Origin of the sequence: Planktotalea arctica (assembly GCF_002105285.1) — a bacterium.
Classification (GTDB): Bacteria; Pseudomonadota; Alphaproteobacteria; order Rhodobacterales; family Rhodobacteraceae; genus Planktotalea; species Planktotalea arctica.
In genome coordinates this window covers 32,133-47,452 of record NZ_MUHR01000006.1, presented here as the reverse complement: position 1 = coordinate 47,452, position 15,320 = coordinate 32,133, and the positions used below count along the sequence as shown (strand labels likewise).

15 protein-coding genes and 1 tRNA gene are annotated in these 15,320 nt (G+C 58.6%); 10 read left to right on the top strand and 6 right to left on the bottom strand.

The genetic code is table 11. The features are described 5' to 3' along the window. Window positions 1–46 precede the first annotated feature (46 nt). The 6 genes from B9P63_RS07530 to lexA all read left to right on the top strand — a co-directional run bounded on the left by B9P63_RS07530 (window position 47) and on the right by lexA (window position 4,937). On the top strand, window positions 47–628 hold the full coding sequence (locus B9P63_RS07530; RefSeq protein ID WP_085307959.1) for an anthranilate synthase component II: 582 nt from the start codon (window positions 47–49) through the stop codon (window positions 626–628). Next, window positions 625–1,644, top strand: a complete 1,020-nt coding sequence (gene trpD, locus B9P63_RS07525) for an anthranilate phosphoribosyltransferase (protein ID WP_085307958.1) — start codon at window positions 625–627, stop codon at window positions 1,642–1,644. The genes B9P63_RS07530 and trpD overlap by 4 nt, the downstream gene beginning before the upstream one ends. 62 nt (window positions 1,645–1,706) lie before the next feature. After that, window positions 1,707–2,525, top strand: a complete 819-nt coding sequence (gene trpC, locus B9P63_RS07520) for an indole-3-glycerol phosphate synthase TrpC (RefSeq protein ID WP_085307957.1) — start codon at window positions 1,707–1,709, stop codon at window positions 2,523–2,525. Then, window positions 2,522–2,998: a cyclic pyranopterin monophosphate synthase MoaC gene (gene moaC, locus B9P63_RS07515; RefSeq protein WP_085307956.1), complete on the top strand. Its 477-nt coding sequence runs from the start codon at window positions 2,522–2,524 to the stop codon at window positions 2,996–2,998. The genes trpC and moaC overlap by 4 nt, the downstream gene beginning before the upstream one ends. Further along, window positions 2,995–4,167 (top strand): molybdopterin molybdotransferase MoeA, encoded by a 1,173-nt coding sequence (locus B9P63_RS07510; RefSeq protein WP_085307955.1) that lies wholly within the window; start codon window positions 2,995–2,997, stop codon window positions 4,165–4,167. The genes moaC and B9P63_RS07510 overlap by 4 nt, the downstream gene beginning before the upstream one ends. A gap of 71 nt (window positions 4,168–4,238) precedes the next feature. Further along, window positions 4,239–4,937: a transcriptional repressor LexA gene (lexA, locus tag B9P63_RS07505; protein WP_085307954.1), complete on the top strand. Its 699-nt coding sequence runs from the start codon at window positions 4,239–4,241 to the stop codon at window positions 4,935–4,937. Here the strand turns inward: lexA and B9P63_RS07500 are convergent. Next, window positions 4,934–6,970 (bottom strand): ComEC/Rec2 family competence protein, encoded by a 2,037-nt coding sequence (locus B9P63_RS07500; protein WP_085307953.1) that lies wholly within the window; start codon window positions 6,968–6,970, stop codon window positions 4,934–4,936. The two genes, lexA and B9P63_RS07500, sit on opposite strands and share 4 nt — an antisense overlap. An 84-nt stretch (window positions 6,971–7,054) precedes the next feature. On the opposite strand from B9P63_RS07500, the gene gltX reads away from it, so the two are divergent. Together gltX and gltA are read left to right on the top strand one after the other, a co-directional pair. Next, a complete protein-coding gene (gene gltX, locus B9P63_RS07495) occupies window positions 7,055–8,464 on the top strand; it encodes a glutamate--tRNA ligase (RefSeq protein WP_085307952.1) in 1,410 nt (469 codons plus the stop codon). A 75-nt stretch (window positions 8,465–8,539) separates the two neighbouring features. Continuing rightward, window positions 8,540–9,838, top strand: a complete 1,299-nt coding sequence (gene gltA / locus B9P63_RS07490; RefSeq protein WP_085307951.1) for a citrate synthase — start codon at window positions 8,540–8,542, stop codon at window positions 9,836–9,838. Between the two features lie 77 nt (window positions 9,839–9,915). Here gltA and B9P63_RS07485 read toward each other — a convergent pair whose 3' ends face one another. Next, window positions 9,916–11,235 carry an ATP-binding protein gene (locus tag B9P63_RS07485; protein WP_085307950.1) on the bottom strand — a complete coding sequence of 440 codons (1,320 nt, stop codon included), beginning with the start codon at window positions 11,233–11,235 and terminating at the stop codon, window positions 9,916–9,918. Window positions 11,236–11,275: 40 nt separating this feature from the next. On the opposite strand from B9P63_RS07485, the gene B9P63_RS07480 reads away from it, so the two are divergent. Together B9P63_RS07480 and B9P63_RS07475 are read left to right on the top strand one after the other, a co-directional pair. After that, window positions 11,276–12,184: an MBL fold metallo-hydrolase gene (locus B9P63_RS07480; RefSeq protein ID WP_085307949.1), complete on the top strand. Its 909-nt coding sequence runs from the start codon at window positions 11,276–11,278 to the stop codon at window positions 12,182–12,184. 81 nt (window positions 12,185–12,265) lie between these two features. Beyond that, window positions 12,266–12,340: transfer RNA gene (locus B9P63_RS07475), tRNA-Asn, on the top strand. A gap of 108 nt (window positions 12,341–12,448) precedes the next feature. Here the strand turns inward: B9P63_RS07475 and B9P63_RS07470 are convergent. The 4 genes from B9P63_RS07470 to B9P63_RS07450 form a co-directional block, all read right to left on the bottom strand. Next, window positions 12,449–12,796: a hypothetical protein gene (locus B9P63_RS07470; RefSeq protein ID WP_085307948.1), complete on the bottom strand. Its 348-nt coding sequence runs from the start codon at window positions 12,794–12,796 to the stop codon at window positions 12,449–12,451. Window positions 12,797–13,277: 481 nt separating this feature from the next. Further along, the gene (locus B9P63_RS07460) at window positions 13,278–13,727 is read right to left on the bottom strand and encodes a hypothetical protein (RefSeq protein ID WP_139816221.1); all 450 of its coding nucleotides are present in this window, start codon (window positions 13,725–13,727) and stop codon (window positions 13,278–13,280) included. A 3-nt stretch (window positions 13,728–13,730) separates the two neighbouring features. Continuing rightward, window positions 13,731–14,783, bottom strand: coding sequence for a phage portal protein (locus B9P63_RS07455; RefSeq protein WP_085307945.1), 1,053 nt, complete (start codon window positions 14,781–14,783; stop codon window positions 13,731–13,733). 2 nt (window positions 14,784–14,785) lie between these two features. Further along, a complete protein-coding gene (locus B9P63_RS07450) occupies window positions 14,786–15,319 on the bottom strand; it encodes a hypothetical protein (RefSeq protein WP_085307944.1) in 534 nt (177 codons plus the stop codon). Window position 15,320: the final 1 nt, after the last annotated feature.

The following is a 15,320-nucleotide window of genomic DNA, read 5'->3' as shown; positions in this document are numbered from 1 at the left end:
AACCGGGCCCCGCGTGCGGGACGCATTGAACAAGTTGAGACACCACATGCTGCTGCTGATCGATAATTACGACAGTTTTACCTATAATCTGGTGCATTATCTGGGCGAACTTGGCGCAGATGTTAAGGTTGTGCGCAATGACGCACTTAGCGCGCGCGACGCGATGGCGCTCAATCCGGCTGGGGTGATGCTCTCGCCCGGGCCTTGCGATCCGGATCAAGCGGGTATTTGCCTTGAGATGGTCGCGCTGGCGGCAGAGACGCGCACACCCCTGATCGGGGTTTGCCTTGGTCATCAGAGCATTGGCCAAGCCTTCGGCGGCAAGGTTGTGCGCTGCCACGAGATCGTCCACGGCAAGATGGGACAAATGCAGCATACGGGCGAAGGTCTGTTTGAAGGACTGCCAAGCCCGTTTGCAGCAACGCGTTACCATTCTCTTGTGGTGGACCGTAAGAGCCTGCCCGAGAGTTTGAAAATCACGGCAGAGCTGGAGGATGGCACGATAATGGGATTGCAGCACCGTGAATTGCCGATCCACGGCGTGCAGTTTCACCCCGAATCCATCCGATCCGAGCATGGCCATGCGATGCTCGGTAATTTTCTGAAGACAATGAAGGTTTCCGCATGAGCGACGCGCTAAAGCCCCTGATCGATGCCGCCGCCGAGCGCGCACTGACCCGCCTAGAAGCGGAAGCAGCCTTTGAAATCCTGTTTACCGGGGAAGCGACGCCAAGCCAGATTGGCGGATTGCTCATGGCGCTGCGCACGCGCGGCGAAACGGTGGATGAGTATGCCGCCGCCGCCTATGTGATGCGCGCCAAATGCAACGCTGTGCGCGCGCCCGAGGGTGCCATGGATATCGTCGGCACGGGGGGGGATGGCAAAGGCACGCTCAATATTTCCACCGCCACTGCCTTTGTGGTTGCTGGCGCAGGGGTAACGGTGGCCAAACACGGCAATCGCAATCTCAGCTCCAAATCCGGCGCCGCGGATGCGCTGGGGCAAATGGGCATCGACGTCATGGTTGGTGTCGACGTGGTCGAAGCGGCGCTGGAGAGCTGCGGCATCGCTTTCATGATGGCCCCCATGCACCACCCTGCCACGCGCCATGTGATGCCCACGCGCGCCGAACTTGGCACGCGCACGATCTTCAACATTCTTGGCCCTCTGACCAACCCCGCAGGCGTGAAACGCCAACTCACAGGGGCCTACAGGCGCGATCTAATCCGGCCTATGGCAGAGACGTTGGGCCAGCTTGGCTCTGATGTGGCTTGGCTGGTACACGGTAGTGACGGCACGGACGAGCTGAGCATTGCGGGCCTGTCTTGGGTCGCCGCGCTGGAAAACGGTGCAGTGCGGGAGCTCGAAGTGCACCCCGAAGACGCGGGCCTACCAGTGCATCCCTTCGAGGACATTCAGGGCGGCACGCCACAAGATAACGCAAAAGCGTTTCATGCCATTCTCGGCGGCGCGCATAACGCCTACCGCGATGCCGTCTTGCTGAATAGCGCTGCTGGACTGGTTGTTGCGGGCAAGGCTGATGATCTCAAAACCGGTGCAGCTCTGGCGCGCGAGAGCATCGACAGCGGCGCGGCAAAGGCCAAAGTGGACGCTCTTGCGCGCGCTACGAAAGGCAAGGGCTAGTCCAATTTTTGAAAAAACTGGACCCCGATTTTTACAAAATCGCCCCGAAATAGGATACCGACATGACCCAGACTGCCCTAGATCGCATCAAAGCCTATAAGCTGGACGAAATTGCCGCAGATAAAGCGGCCAAACCTCTTGAGGACGTAGAGGCCGAAGCGCGCGCCGCAAGCCCGCCGCGCGGTTTCGCGAACGCGCTCATGCGCGCCTCGCGCGAGGGCTACGGCCTTATCGCAGAAATTAAGAAGGCCTCTCCTTCCAAAGGTCTGATCCGCGAAGATTTCGAACCTGCCGCACTGGCCGCCGCTTACGAGCGCGGCGGTGCGAGCTGCTTGTCCGTTCTCACCGACACGCCCAGCTTTCAAGGTGCCAAGCACTTCCTGAGCGATGCGCGCGCGGCCGTCGATCTGCCTGCGCTGCGCAAAGATTTCATGTATGACACCTATCAAGTGGCAGAGGCCCGCGCGCTCGGAGCAGACTGCATCTTGATCATTCTCGCCTCGGTTTCTGACAGCCAAGCGGCCGAGCTTGAAGCCGCTGCATTCGAGTGGGGCATGGACGTTCTGCTCGAAGTGCATGACGCCGCCGAGCTTGAGCGCGCAACCGCACTCAAATCGCCCCTGATGGGGATCAACAACCGCAACCTCAAGACCTTTGAGACCTCGCTTGATACCACCCGCCAACTAAGCCGCATGGTGCCCGAAGATCGTCTGATCATTTCAGAGAGCGGCTTGTTTACCCCCGCCGATCTGGCCGATATGGCGCGTTACGGCGCGCGCACTTTCCTCATTGGCGAGAGCCTGATGCGTCAAGACGATGTAGAGAGCGCAACACGCGATCTGCTGCGCAATCCAGCGGGCAGCGCAGGTATGGGCGCATGAGCGGTCTGACGCATTTCAACGCCAAGGGCGAAGCACATATGGTGGATGTCTCCGAGAAAGAGATAACCGCCCGCGTCGCCACCGCCGCGGGCTGGGTACGCATGAGCCAAGAGGCGTTTGACATCATTTCAGGCGGCACCGCCAAGAAGGGCGATGTGCTCGCCGTGGCGCAGCTTGCAGGCATCATGGGGGCCAAGAAAACCCCCGAATTGATCCCGCTTTGCCACCCTCTACCCATTGCCAAAGTCGCGCTTGAACTGGAACTTGATCCAGAACTTCCGGGCGTGCAGATCAGCGCCACGGTGAAAACCACGGGGCAGACAGGCGTTGAAATGGAAGCGCTCACCGCGGTCAGTACCGCCGCCTTGACCGTCTATGACATGATCAAAGCTGTGGACAAAACCATGGAAATCGGCGGCGTCCGCGTCACCTTGAAAGACGGCGGTAAGTCGGGCCGCTACAGCGCAACATGATCTCTGTCGAGGCGGCCCTTGCGCAGCTTTTCACGCTGATCGCGCCGCTGGAGAGCGAAGCGGTCCCCCTTGGCGAGGCCGCAGGCCGCGTGCTCGCAAAAAGCGTCACGGCCAAGCGCGATCAACCGCCCTTTCCTGCCTCCGCGATGGATGGCTATGCAATTCAAAGTGCTGACTTCAAAGTCGGCACCCGGTTGAGCGTGCTTGGCGAGGCGGCGGCCGGAGCGCGCTTCGACGGCTCTGTCGGCGCGGGCCAGGCCGTGCGCATTTTCACCGGTGCGCCCGTACCACAAGGTGCCGACTGGATCGCGATTCAGGAAGATGTCGACGCGGCGGGTACGCAGATCACCATCCGCGCTGTTACAGAAACCAGCGCCTATGTACGCCCCGCCGGAACCGATTTCAAAGCGGGCCAAACGCTGCAAGCACCGCTGATCCTGACGCCGCAGCGCATCGCGCTGCTCGCGTCCATGAATATCAGCGAAGTGCCCGTGACGCGCCGCCCTGACGTGGCGCTCATCTCGACAGGATCAGAGCTTGTGATGCCCGGCGAAACGCCCGGCCCTGATCAGATCATCGCCTCCAACACTTTCGGTCTCAAAGCGATGCTGGAGCAACTGGGAGCCACCGTGCGCCTGCTGCCCATAGCCCATGATACACTGCCCGCACTGCGCACCGCCTTTGATCTGGCGCGCGGCGCCGATCTGATCGTGACCATCGGCGGTGCCTCTGTGGGGGATCATGATCTGGTCGGCGATGTGGCGCAGGAATTGGGGATGCAGCGCGCCTTTTACAAAGTCGCCATGCGCCCCGGCAAGCCGCTCATGGCGGGCCGCATAGGTAACGCAGCAATGATTGGCCTGCCCGGAAATCCGGTTTCTGCCATGGTTTGCGGCACGGTTTTCGTCGCCCCCATGGTGCGTGCGATGATGGGCCTTGGCCAACACCCCGCCCCGCACCAAAATGCAGTGCTGGCTCAGGATATCCCGGCCAACGGGCCGCGCGCGCACTATATGCGCGCAGTTCTGAAAGGCGGGCAAATCACGCCTTTCAAGCGGCAGGACAGCGCGCTTTTGTCGGTGCTGGCCGAAGCCAACGCGTTGCTGCTGCGCACGCCGCATGACTGCGCGCGCAAAGCAGGAGAACAGGTGAGCTATGTTCCGCTGTGATCGGAACATGTTGACACAAAACAAGAACATGCCTAGAACAAAAGAAAACTGCACAGCAGGAGGTTGCAGGTATGTTGACTAAGAAACAGCTCGATTTGCTCGAATTCATCAACAAACGGATGCAAAAGGACGGTGTTCCCCCTTCGTTTGACGAGATGAAAGAAGCGCTGGACCTACGGTCCAAATCCGGCATTCACCGCCTGATCACCGCTCTGGAAGAGCGCGGCTTTATCCGCCGCCTTGCCCACCGCGCGCGCGCCATCGAAATCGTCAAGCTGCCCGACAGCATGGGCATGACCCCCGCAGGCTTTGTGCCGCGCGTCGTGGAGGGCGGCAAACCCGACGCCCCTGCCCCGCGCGAAGCCCGTCCCGTCGAGCCGGTTCGTGCGATTGAATTGCCAGTTATGGGACAGATCGCTGCTGGTGTGCCAATCGAGGCGATCAGCCATGCCTCGCACAATGTCGCAGTTCCCAGTCAGATGCTTTCTGGCCCCGGCGAGCATTACGCCCTTGAAGTTAAAGGCGATTCGATGATCGACGCAGGTATCAACGATGGCGACACAGTTGTGATCCGCGAAACGAATACCGCCGATAACGGCGATATCGTCGTAGCGCTGGTCGAGGATCAGGAAGCGACGCTAAAGCGGTTCCATCGCAACGGCACCACCATCGCGCTCGAAGCTGCGAACCCAGCTTATGAGACACGGTTTTTCTCGCATGAGCAGGTCAAGGTTCAAGGTCGCCTTGTCGGGTTGATCCGCAGCTATTAATGCCCCAGCCGCGCTTTGCGCAGGGCTTTGTCGTTCCAGTATCTTCGGCCCGCGACGTCGCGGGCCGTGGTTATTTTCAAAGCGCCCGAAGCGTCCCATCTCAACGCCACGCTTCCGACATTGCGCAGGCGCTTCTGATCGAACACCGTGCAAGGCGCATCGCCCTCATATATCTCTGAGAACACGGCAATATCCTTGGCACTGCAGCCTGAAAACTCTGTCAGCCCCCGCTTGCCGGACGCCGCAAATATCCGCGCCTGCCCGATCTGCGCGCCTTGCCAATCTGCACCTGCCTGCGACTGCGCGCGCGCATCGCCGTCGTTCTCCAGCCAGACGCCCGCGACGAAACCTGCCCCCTTCTCCTTGCTCAAAACCCGCTGCGTTCCTTGCATCACGCCCACCAGAGTGCCCGTGTCGGAAATAAGCACGTCCGGCCGCTCGACCGTGACCCAGCCCAGCAGCGCCGCCGCAATTGGCGCAAGCCCGATGAACCGCACACGCGTGACCATCAATGCGACGATCAGCAGCCCCAAGCAGAGCGCGAAAAACGCCCAATCCGGGGGCGCGGGTATCTTGCTGACCGCACCCGGCCAGCCCGACACTTCGCCTGCAACGCTCAATATCCAATCCAGCCCGAGACCCATGATTTTTAAAGGAATCCAGTCAAGGCCAAGCGGGATCAAACAGACCGCCAGCACCGCGAGGGGGATCACCATCACCCCCATCAGCGGCACAGAGACAAGATTGGCAATCAAACCATAGTGCGAGATCAGGTTGAAATGCGCCGCCGCGATCGGCAAGGTCGCCAGCCCCGCTACGCCCGAGGACACGACGGTGCCGAACACCAGATTGAACACCGGACTGCTAGGTTTGCGCCCCATGTTTCGTGCACTCAGGGTCGTGAAAATCACCACCAGCGCCGTGGTCGCTGCGAAGGACATTTGAAAACCCGGGCCCGTTACCGCTTCTGGGCGACGCAGCAGGATGATAAGTGCCGCCACCGCGACGGAGCGCAGGCTGATTGCACGCCGCTCGAGCATGACTGCGCCAAGCGTAACGGCCGCCATCACGAAGGCGCGTTCCGTCGCGACAGAGCCGCCCGAAAGGCCCAGATATCCCGCCGCCGCCGCAAGCGCGCCAAGCGCCGCGAGTTTCTTAACCGCCCCTCCTACTGCGAGCGCGGGGATGAACGATAACCCGATACGCAGAGCGCCAAAGACGAAGCCCGCGAGCAGCCCCATATGCAGGCCCGAAATCGCGAGCAAATGCGCCAGATTACTGTGGCGCAGGTTTTGCAAGGTCTCTTGCGACAGCCCGCTGCGATCGCCGGTCATCAGGGCAGCGGCGAAAGCGCCTGTTTGCCCGCTCAAATGGCGCTGCACCCGCTCCGAAAGCGCAAGGCGGATGGAGAAGAAATTCACCCCTGCCTCTGGCGGCGTAGCCAGCAAAAGGGGAACGCGCGCATATCCCACGCCGCCGAGCTGGCCGAACCACGCGTGGCGCTGGAAATCAAAGCCATGCGGCTCGGCAGGGCCGGAAGGGGGCGACAGATGCGCGGTGGTCATCACGCGCGCGCCCGCACGCGGGCGCGCCTCCGCATCCGAGCCAAACAGGGACAAGCGCACGCGCTCGGGCGTGCGCGCAGCGCCGCGCCGCCCTAGCGTGACCTGATCCAGCGTCACCCGCAGCGCGCCCGAGCCGGAGCGGTCAAGCCCGATCACCCGCCCCTCCACAGGGCCGTAATAGCGCCAATCGAGCACTGGAGCGGCAATGGATTGCGTACGCCACCCCGCAACGGAAAAACCCAGTGCGAGCAATGCGATACACCAGAAGATCGGGCGCAGCACATAGGGCGCGCGCAGCAGGCCCGCCCCAGCAAGCAAAGCCAAAGCGAAACCGCCCAAGACCTCGCGAAACGCAGGCTCCACAGGCATCTGAAAATAGAGCAAAACCCCGAGTGCAAGCACCACAGGCGAACAGATAAATCCCTGCGCCATCTGCGCGCTCAATTGATCCAGCAGGCGGTGACCCATGCTTGTCCTTGTCCTTGCGCTTTGGGGTAGCTATCACGAGCTAGAATCTAGCCAAATTATGCTTACCGAAAGGTTAACCACGCCATGTCCGCTGCTGTCGTCACACGTTTCGCCCCCTCGCCCACGGGCTATCTTCATATCGGGGGCGCGCGCACCGCGCTGTTCAACTGGCTCTATGCGCGCGGACGCGGGGGTAAATTCCTGCTGCGCATCGAGGACACGGATCGCGCGCGCTCCAGCCCCGAAGCGAGCGCAGCAATCTTGCAAGGCATGGCCTGGCTTGGGCTGGATCACGATGGCGATGTGATCAGCCAGTTCGAGCGCGCAGATCGTCACGCCGAAGTCGCAAATGAATTGCTCGCCGCTGGCAAGGCCTTCAAATGTTTTGCAACGCAAGACGAGATCGAGGCGTTTCGCGAGGCGGCTCGCGCAGAGGGCAAATCAACGCTTTACCGCAGCCCTTGGCGCGATTCCGACGCGGCAAGCCACCCCGATGCCCCCTATGTGATCCGCATAAAAGCGCCCTCAGGCGGGACAATGGTGATCAAGGACGAAGTGCAAGGCGACGTGCGCATTGCCCATGAGCAGCTTGATGACATGATCTTGCTGCGCTCGGATGGCACGCCTGTCTATATGCTTGCCGTCGTGGTGGATGATCACGACATGGGCGTCACCCACGTCATTCGCGGCGATGATCACCTAAGCAATGCCGCGCGACAGATGATGATCTACGAAGCCATGGAGTGGCCCCTACCCGTCTATGCGCATATTCCGCTGATCCATGGGCCTGACGGTAAGAAGCTATCCAAGCGCCATGGCGCGCTCGGAGCGCAGGAATATCAACTTATGGGCTACCCTGCCGCAGGTATGCGCAACTATCTTGCGCGCCTTGGCTGGAGCCATGGGGACGATGAATTTTTCAGTGATGCACAGGCGCGTGAATGGTTTGACCTTGCGGGAATCGGTAAATCCCCCGCACGCTTCGACACCAAAAAACTGGAGCATCTGTGCGGGCAGCATATTGCTACCAGCGAAAATGCTGCTTTGCAGCAAGAATTGCTCGCTTTTCGGACTGCCATTGGCGAGAATAACTTGCCTGATGTCAAATTGGCGCTTTTGTCCGATGCGATGAATTGCCTCAAGGAACGGGCCAAAACTTTCCCTGAACTCCTTGAAAAAGCAGAGTTTCTCTTGGTGGATCGCCCTATTGAGCCTGACGAGAAAGCGCTCAAGTCACTGGATCCGGTATCCCGTGGTATACTGTCCACATTGACGCCGCATCTGCAAAATGCTAGCTGGACGCGAGACGCTTTAGAGGCGGCCACTGCTGACTATGCCGATTCAAACGGTCTCAAATTCGGCAAGATGGCCGGACCTTTGCGCGCTGCGCTCGCCGGGCGCTCCGTGACTCCAAGCGTATTCGATATGCTATTGGTTCTGGGCCGTGATGAAGCACTGGCCCGCATCAAAGACGCGGCACAAGAACATGGGTAAGACTTTGGTAAGACCCAACGAATAAACGAGCCTTCACGCGGTCCGCGCGGATGGGCAGATTTGAAAGGGAACGGAATGTCAGACACCGCCAAACGCAGCGCAACGCTGAGCTTTGATGATACATCGATCGAACTGCCGATCTACACGCCGACCGCGGGCCCCGATGTGCTCGACATCCGCAAGCTCTATGCGCAGGCGGGCGTGTTCACCTATGATCCCGGCTTTACCTCAACGGCAAGCTGCGACAGCACCATCACCTTCATTGACGGTGGCAAGGGCGAGCTTTTGCATCGCGGCTACCCCATTGATCAGCTCGCGGAAAAATCTCATTTCCTCGAAGTCTGCTACCTGTTGATGTATGGCGAATTGCCCACAGGCACAGAGCTTGAGGACTTCGAATTGCGCGTTACCCGTCACACGATGGTGCACGAGCAGATGATCAATTTCTTCCGGGGCTTCCGGCGCGATGCACATCCTATGGCGATCATGGTCGGCGTCATCGGCGCGATGTCCGCCTTCTACCCCGACAGCACCGATGTAAATGATCCGTGGCAGCGCGAAGTCGCCTCGATCCGGATGATCGCAAAGATGCCGACGATCGCGGCGATGGCCTATAAATACACGATCGGCCAGCCCTTCATCTATCCGCGCAACGATCTGGATTATGCCTCCAACTTCCTGCGCATGTGCTTTGCTGTGCCGTGCGAAGAATACGAAGTGAATCCGATCCTCGCCCGCGCAATGGACCGCATCTTCACACTGCACGCGGATCACGAGCAAAACGCATCGACTTCCACGGTGCGCCTTGCGTCATCCTCCGGCGCGAACCCGTTTGCCTGCATCGCCGCCGGCGTTGCATGCCTCTGGGGTCCGGCGCACGGCGGTGCGAATCAGGCCTGTCTCGAGATGCTGCGCGAAATTGGTACAGTGGATCGCATCCCCGAGTTCATCGCCCGCGCGAAAGACAAGGATGACCCCTTCCGCCTCATGGGCTTTGGCCACCGCGTCTACAAGAACTTCGATCCGCGCGCCAAGGTTATGAAACAATCGGCAGACGAAGTTCTCGAACTGCTCGGCATCGAAAACAACCCGACACTTCAGGTTGCCAAGGAGTTGGAAAAAGCCGCGTTGGCCGATCCCTATTTCGCCGAAAAGAAGCTGTTCCCGAACGTCGATTTCTATTCGGGCATCATTCTAGAAGCGATGGGATTCCCGACATCTATGTTCACCCCCATTTTCGCGCTCTCGCGCACGGTGGGTTGGGTCAGCCAGTGGAAGGAAATGATTGCGGACCCACAGGCCAAAATCGGCCGTCCCCGCCAGCTTTACCTCGGTGAAACAGCGCGCGATTACACGGATATCGAAAACCGCTAAAGGCTGTCTGCTCTCCAAATTTGAAACGCCCTGCCCTCGTCGGTAGGGCGTTTTGCGTTTTCGTGCCGGATAGCGCGTCAGGCGCCTATCACCACATCCGCGCGCAGCCCGCCAAGGCTTGTGCTTTTGCCAAACCGCAGCGTGCCGCCGTGAGCACGTGCGATGTCATTTGTGATCGCAAGGCCAAGCCCCACGCCAGAACCCTTGTCCTGATTGCGTGCCGGATCAAGGCGCACAAAGGGTTTTACAGCCGCGCCGTAAAGGTCTTCGGGCAGGCCCGGACCATCATCTTCAACGCGAAACACCACCGTCTTTTCCGTACGCAAAACAGAGATTTGCGCGCGGGTGCCATAACGAACTGCATTACCGATCAGGTTTTCGAGAGCGCGGCGAATCGACAACTCATTGAGCATCACCGCGCCGCCCCCATCACATTGCGCCATCGACGCCGCCGTGCCCATGCGCTGCGCATCGTCCACCACCGCACGCGCCAAGGCCAATGGATCGCAAGGCTCCTGCTCACCCTCATAACTGCCACGCGCGAAATTCAGAAATTCGTCCAGCAGGCGCTGCATGTCCTCAACGTCCCGCTCCAGCGGTTCACGTTCGCTGTCTTCCAGCATCGACAGGCCCAGCTTCAACCGTGTCAACGGCGTGCGCAGATCATGGCTCACCCCGGAGAGCATCATCGTGCGCTGCTCGATCTGCCGCTCGATTCGCGCGCGCATGGACAAGAACGCATTGCCCGCCGCACGCACCTCCACAGCGCCAGACGCATGATAAGGTAGCGTTTGCCCTCGCCCAAAGGCCTCTGCGACGCGCCCGAGGCGGGTTATTGGCCGCAATTGGTTGCGCAGGTAAATATAGGCGATCAACGTCATCAAGACGCCGAAAAACAGCATGTTAACCAACAATTGATGGGGGTTGGACGCAGATACGCGCGGTCGATCAAACCCGATGCGCAACACGCCAAGCCGCGTGTCCACATATGCAAAAATGCGCCAGTCATCGGGCATTTCAACCACCTGAACTTCGTCCAGCCGCGCTTTCAACGTGCGCTCGACGACGATGCCGGAAAAATCATACCAGCGGCGCAACGTCGTTTCCGGCACGCTCTGCTCGGAAACAAAGCTCAGATCGTATTGTAAGCTGCGCGCCAGCCCACGCACAGTGTCGAGCGCGCTTGCCTGTGTCGGTAGCCCTTGCATTTCATCCAGCAAATAGCGCAATTCAAGCGATACCCCGCTGCTCATCTGCTTGGTCACGCCCTCGAAGTGACGCTGGATGAACACGACGGAAACCACCAGTTGCAAGGTCACGACCGGCAAAACCAGAATAAGCGCCGCACGCCCGTACAGCGAGCGCGGCATATAGCGTTTGAGCCATGTAAAAGTCATGTCATAACGTAGCCAACGCGAGAGCCAGAGGAAAGAGCCGATGCCACCTGATGATTTCAATCCCCCCGTTGGTGTGGCACAGCCCCTCGCACCAGCACTGCGCCGAATCCTTGCGCCAAACCCCTCACCCATGACCTATCGCGGCACCAATACCTACCTGCTCGGAACACGCGATATCGCGGTGATCGATCCCGGCCCCGAGAGCGAGGCACATCTGACGGCAATCCTGAACGCTTGCGACGCGGCTCAACGCATCACCCATATTCTGGTCACACATTCGCATGTAGATCACTCCCCCCTTGCCTCCGCGCTTTCGCGCCGCACGGGCGCGCCGGTTTTCGCATTCGGGCCGAGCGATGCAGGCCGCAGCGCCGCGATGCAGGCCTGCCTCATCACGGGTATGAAGGGCGGCGGCGAAGGTATCGATCTCGCGTTTGCACCTGATGTTCATTTGAGCGACGGCAGCGCATTGCAGGCTGGCGATCAAAACGTGATCGCTTGGCACACGCCCGGCCACATGGGCAATCACATGTGTTTTCAGTGGGGCGATGCCGTCTTTTGCGGTGATCTTGTGATGGGCTGGGCAAGTTCGCTCGTCTCACCGCCTGACGGTGATCTGACGGATTTCATGCGCTCTTGCTCTAAATTGCGTGCGTTGAACGCTGCCGTGCTGCATTCCGGTCATGGCGCACCAATCAGCGATCCCGCTGCGCGGATTGACTGGCTCATCGCACATCGCCAAAGCCGTGAAGCGCAGATTTTGGAGGCGCTGAGCACAGGCCCTGCCGCTGCGCATAGTTTGGCCGCAGCAATCTACACCGAGACGCCTGTCGCACTGCTAGGGGCTGCCACGCGCAACGTCTTTGCCCATCTCATTGATCTGGAGGGCAAAAACCAAGTTGCGCGCTGCGACGCCCCAACAGAAAGTGCGCTGTTTCACCGACTTTAGACCGTGCGCAAAGAAAAACGCGTTTTGTGGGCAAATGCCTCTGGACGCCGCAAACCCGCATTGCTATATCGCCCGCAGTGTTCCGACGTAGCTCAGCGGTAGAGCAGTTGACTGTTAATCAATTGGTCGTAGGTTCGATCCCTACCGTCGGAGCCAAAACTTCCCTTTAGTTTTGGTAACTTACTTGAAAATCCCCTGAGCATTGAGAATCCACCGCTTCTCAGGGGTAACATTTCGGGTAACGGAATTTCTTGGAATTTCACGTCAGTTCGCAGTTCTGATCCGTATGCATTTATAGAGCCGTTCCAATCTGGGTTTATCGTTTCGTTCGACTGCTGCATTCAATGCCGTCCCCCAAAACATAGTTTCTGAGTTGGCGCAGATCCCTCTGATTCGTTGAACCAAGCCAATGTCGATCTCTGACGGTTCGCACGTTGCGCTCTTCGGTTGCGGCTCAGCAACTTCAGACAATGCCTGGACCAAGCGCATGTCACCTCGTTCCAAGGCCATCACGCACAGGGCAGTAATTGCAAAAGCTTCATCATCCAAAGCGGACGTCACTTCTCTGATCTCGTTCGCAATTTCCTTTTGGCGTTCTTTGACGTAGTTCATTTTGTACTCCCAATTTTGTGCTCTTTGATTTTATCGATTCGTGAAGACTTTGCCAAATTCCTAATAGCGATATTTCGTTGTCGCTCTCGGAATCTACGAGTTGCCTCTAATTGCGCTTTAGCCTGACAGCTTTTCCCGCAATAAAGAGTTCTGAAATTTAGCTCGGCAGGGATTTCACCATCACAAATCTTACAGAGCCTGCCCCTACGTGCCTTGATCAAGCGAGCACCTGCGCCGCGACGGTAGCAAGCCTTGGCCATGCACGACTTACTGCAAAATTCCGCAGCAAGGTTACGAGAGACAGGAATGACCTTTTCGCACTCCTTGCATGGTCTACCTGTCCGGGCGTTCCGATTGGCTTCATACTCATGACGTGCAAGATCCAATTGGAAACACTCGCGACTACAGAAAATGCGAATTTCTGCATAGCGATCATCTGGCAATTGCTTACTACAATTTTGACAGTACGTGTTTAGGTCCATCACCATTTGCTCCTTATTGCCAGATCCGCAGCATAAAGCTCGGACGCATGTCGAAGATTGAACAAGACAGAATGATAAGACTTGCGGCAAACATCCCCGCAAAATTTGTAGTGGTTCTCAGGAAGCTTTTTGTGACAACGTTTGCAACGCGTCCTCTCGATCAGAACACCCTCAGCGATCACATATTCTGGCTGTCCTTCGTACCAGTCCGGACGCTTTGCACCGAGCAAGCTATGCGCACCTGAAACAATGTCACGGGCAGCTTGATCCGCATCCAGCCAACGCCAACCTCTGAGACAAAGATCAGCACGTAAAGAGGCGCGCATCACACCTTCCAAGCCAAATATGCTACTGATCTGCCCGTCAGCAAATGCCAAACGAATGACATCTGCAATCTGACCAGCCATACCTAGCTTACGACGCTTGGAAAAACTCGCGTGAGCGCTCATCGATCATGTTTCCCAATCAACAAGTTTTAACGCTTGATCAGGATCGACGCCCGCCTCTTTCGCGAGCGCTAAGGTCTGCACGATAGCACCAAGCGCGCGCGCTCTACCTCCAGCATCGAATGCCTGTAGAGGTCGCATCACGTCCAGCTTGATTTCGTTGCCCAGCTTTTCCGATGCCTCTTGAGCAATCATTACCGCGACAGGCTGCAAGGACCATTGCGCAAGGTGACGTTGTGCCTCGCGTACCATCGGCCCGGTGGTGCTGGGATTAGCAAGCCCCGGCAAAACTCCAAATACCATCTCGATCCCAGACTTTGCCGATGCCAGCGATTCCTTGGTCATTGCCTTGGATAGGTCAGGCGAAACATCGCTTGGCTTCAAATCCGTTTGCGGTGCAGGACCGCCCGCCGCCGTCACGTTGACAGATTCACGAACAAGAACCTTGCCGCGAAAGCCACGAAAACCGCGCGCTAGATCGCTCATATCTTGATCCGGCGCTTCTGGGAATGGAATGACAGATGAGCCAAGTGGTGCGTTTGAATAGACTTCACTCAGAGCCGTTTCTAGCGTTTGCAACAGGCCAGCCGTGAGGCGTGCGCGACGCAATGGCGATTGTCCGACGTAAGGCATGTTTACTTCGGAGCCGATCCGAAAGTGTAACACTTCGCCAGCCAATGCGGTTTCGCTCTTGCCGCCGCCCGTGTCAGCGATGCCGACCCGATACGCGGTTGGCTTAGAAAAGCGCGTCGTCAGATCCCAATCCGAGCAAGGCAACAGCCCGTCGTCGCGGATCACGAATACCGCCTCGCCACGCAGAGCGAGAGCGCGCGCCGCAAGTGCCAGATTGCGCGGTGTCAGCAAATCGGTGCCGTCCACATCAGCCAGGCTTAGACCACCCTCCCAGAGCGACACAGCGCCTTGCACGGTGCCCGTGAGTTCTGCAATGCCTTCTGTGCCCGTGATATACGCCTCTCGCGCAGCCATGACTTGCGTCGTGTATCCGGTGCCACTTGAGCGGGTTTCGTTCTCAGGTTCTTTTTTCTTAAACGGCCACATGATCAAGCCCTCCGATATGAGCGCAGCAGATCGCCAGCGCCACTTTGTTGCATCGCCCGCGCCATCCAATTTGGAGAGCGCGTTACGGATTCTTCGAGGGGACCGATACTCGAAACAAATGAGCTTGACCCAGAAGGCCCGTCCTCTTCAGACATGTATTCAACCAAGCGTCGGAAAGCCTCGGAGACGGGTGCAGGGACCAGACCCGCACCAACTTGCGCAGTTATGCGGTAAGTGCCGTCAAAGGGCAGAACGAAACCAAGCGGGCCGCTTTGAAGGGTCACGGCGTCCCATTCATCGCCCCAATGGTGCGCAAAACTCGACACGACAGGTGCAAGGCGCGGGTGAAATTGATCACCAGCATCGCCAAGCAAAGTCCAGACCACCTCTCTCGCCGTGAAGCGATGCGCGGTGTACGCCTCGATCCTTGCCCAGATAAGATTTGCGTCCATTGCCGCCGCCGCCGTTGATAGGCCGTCAGGCGCATCAGGATAAACCGCTGGAACGTCCTCAAACTGTTTAATCAGGTCAATCATT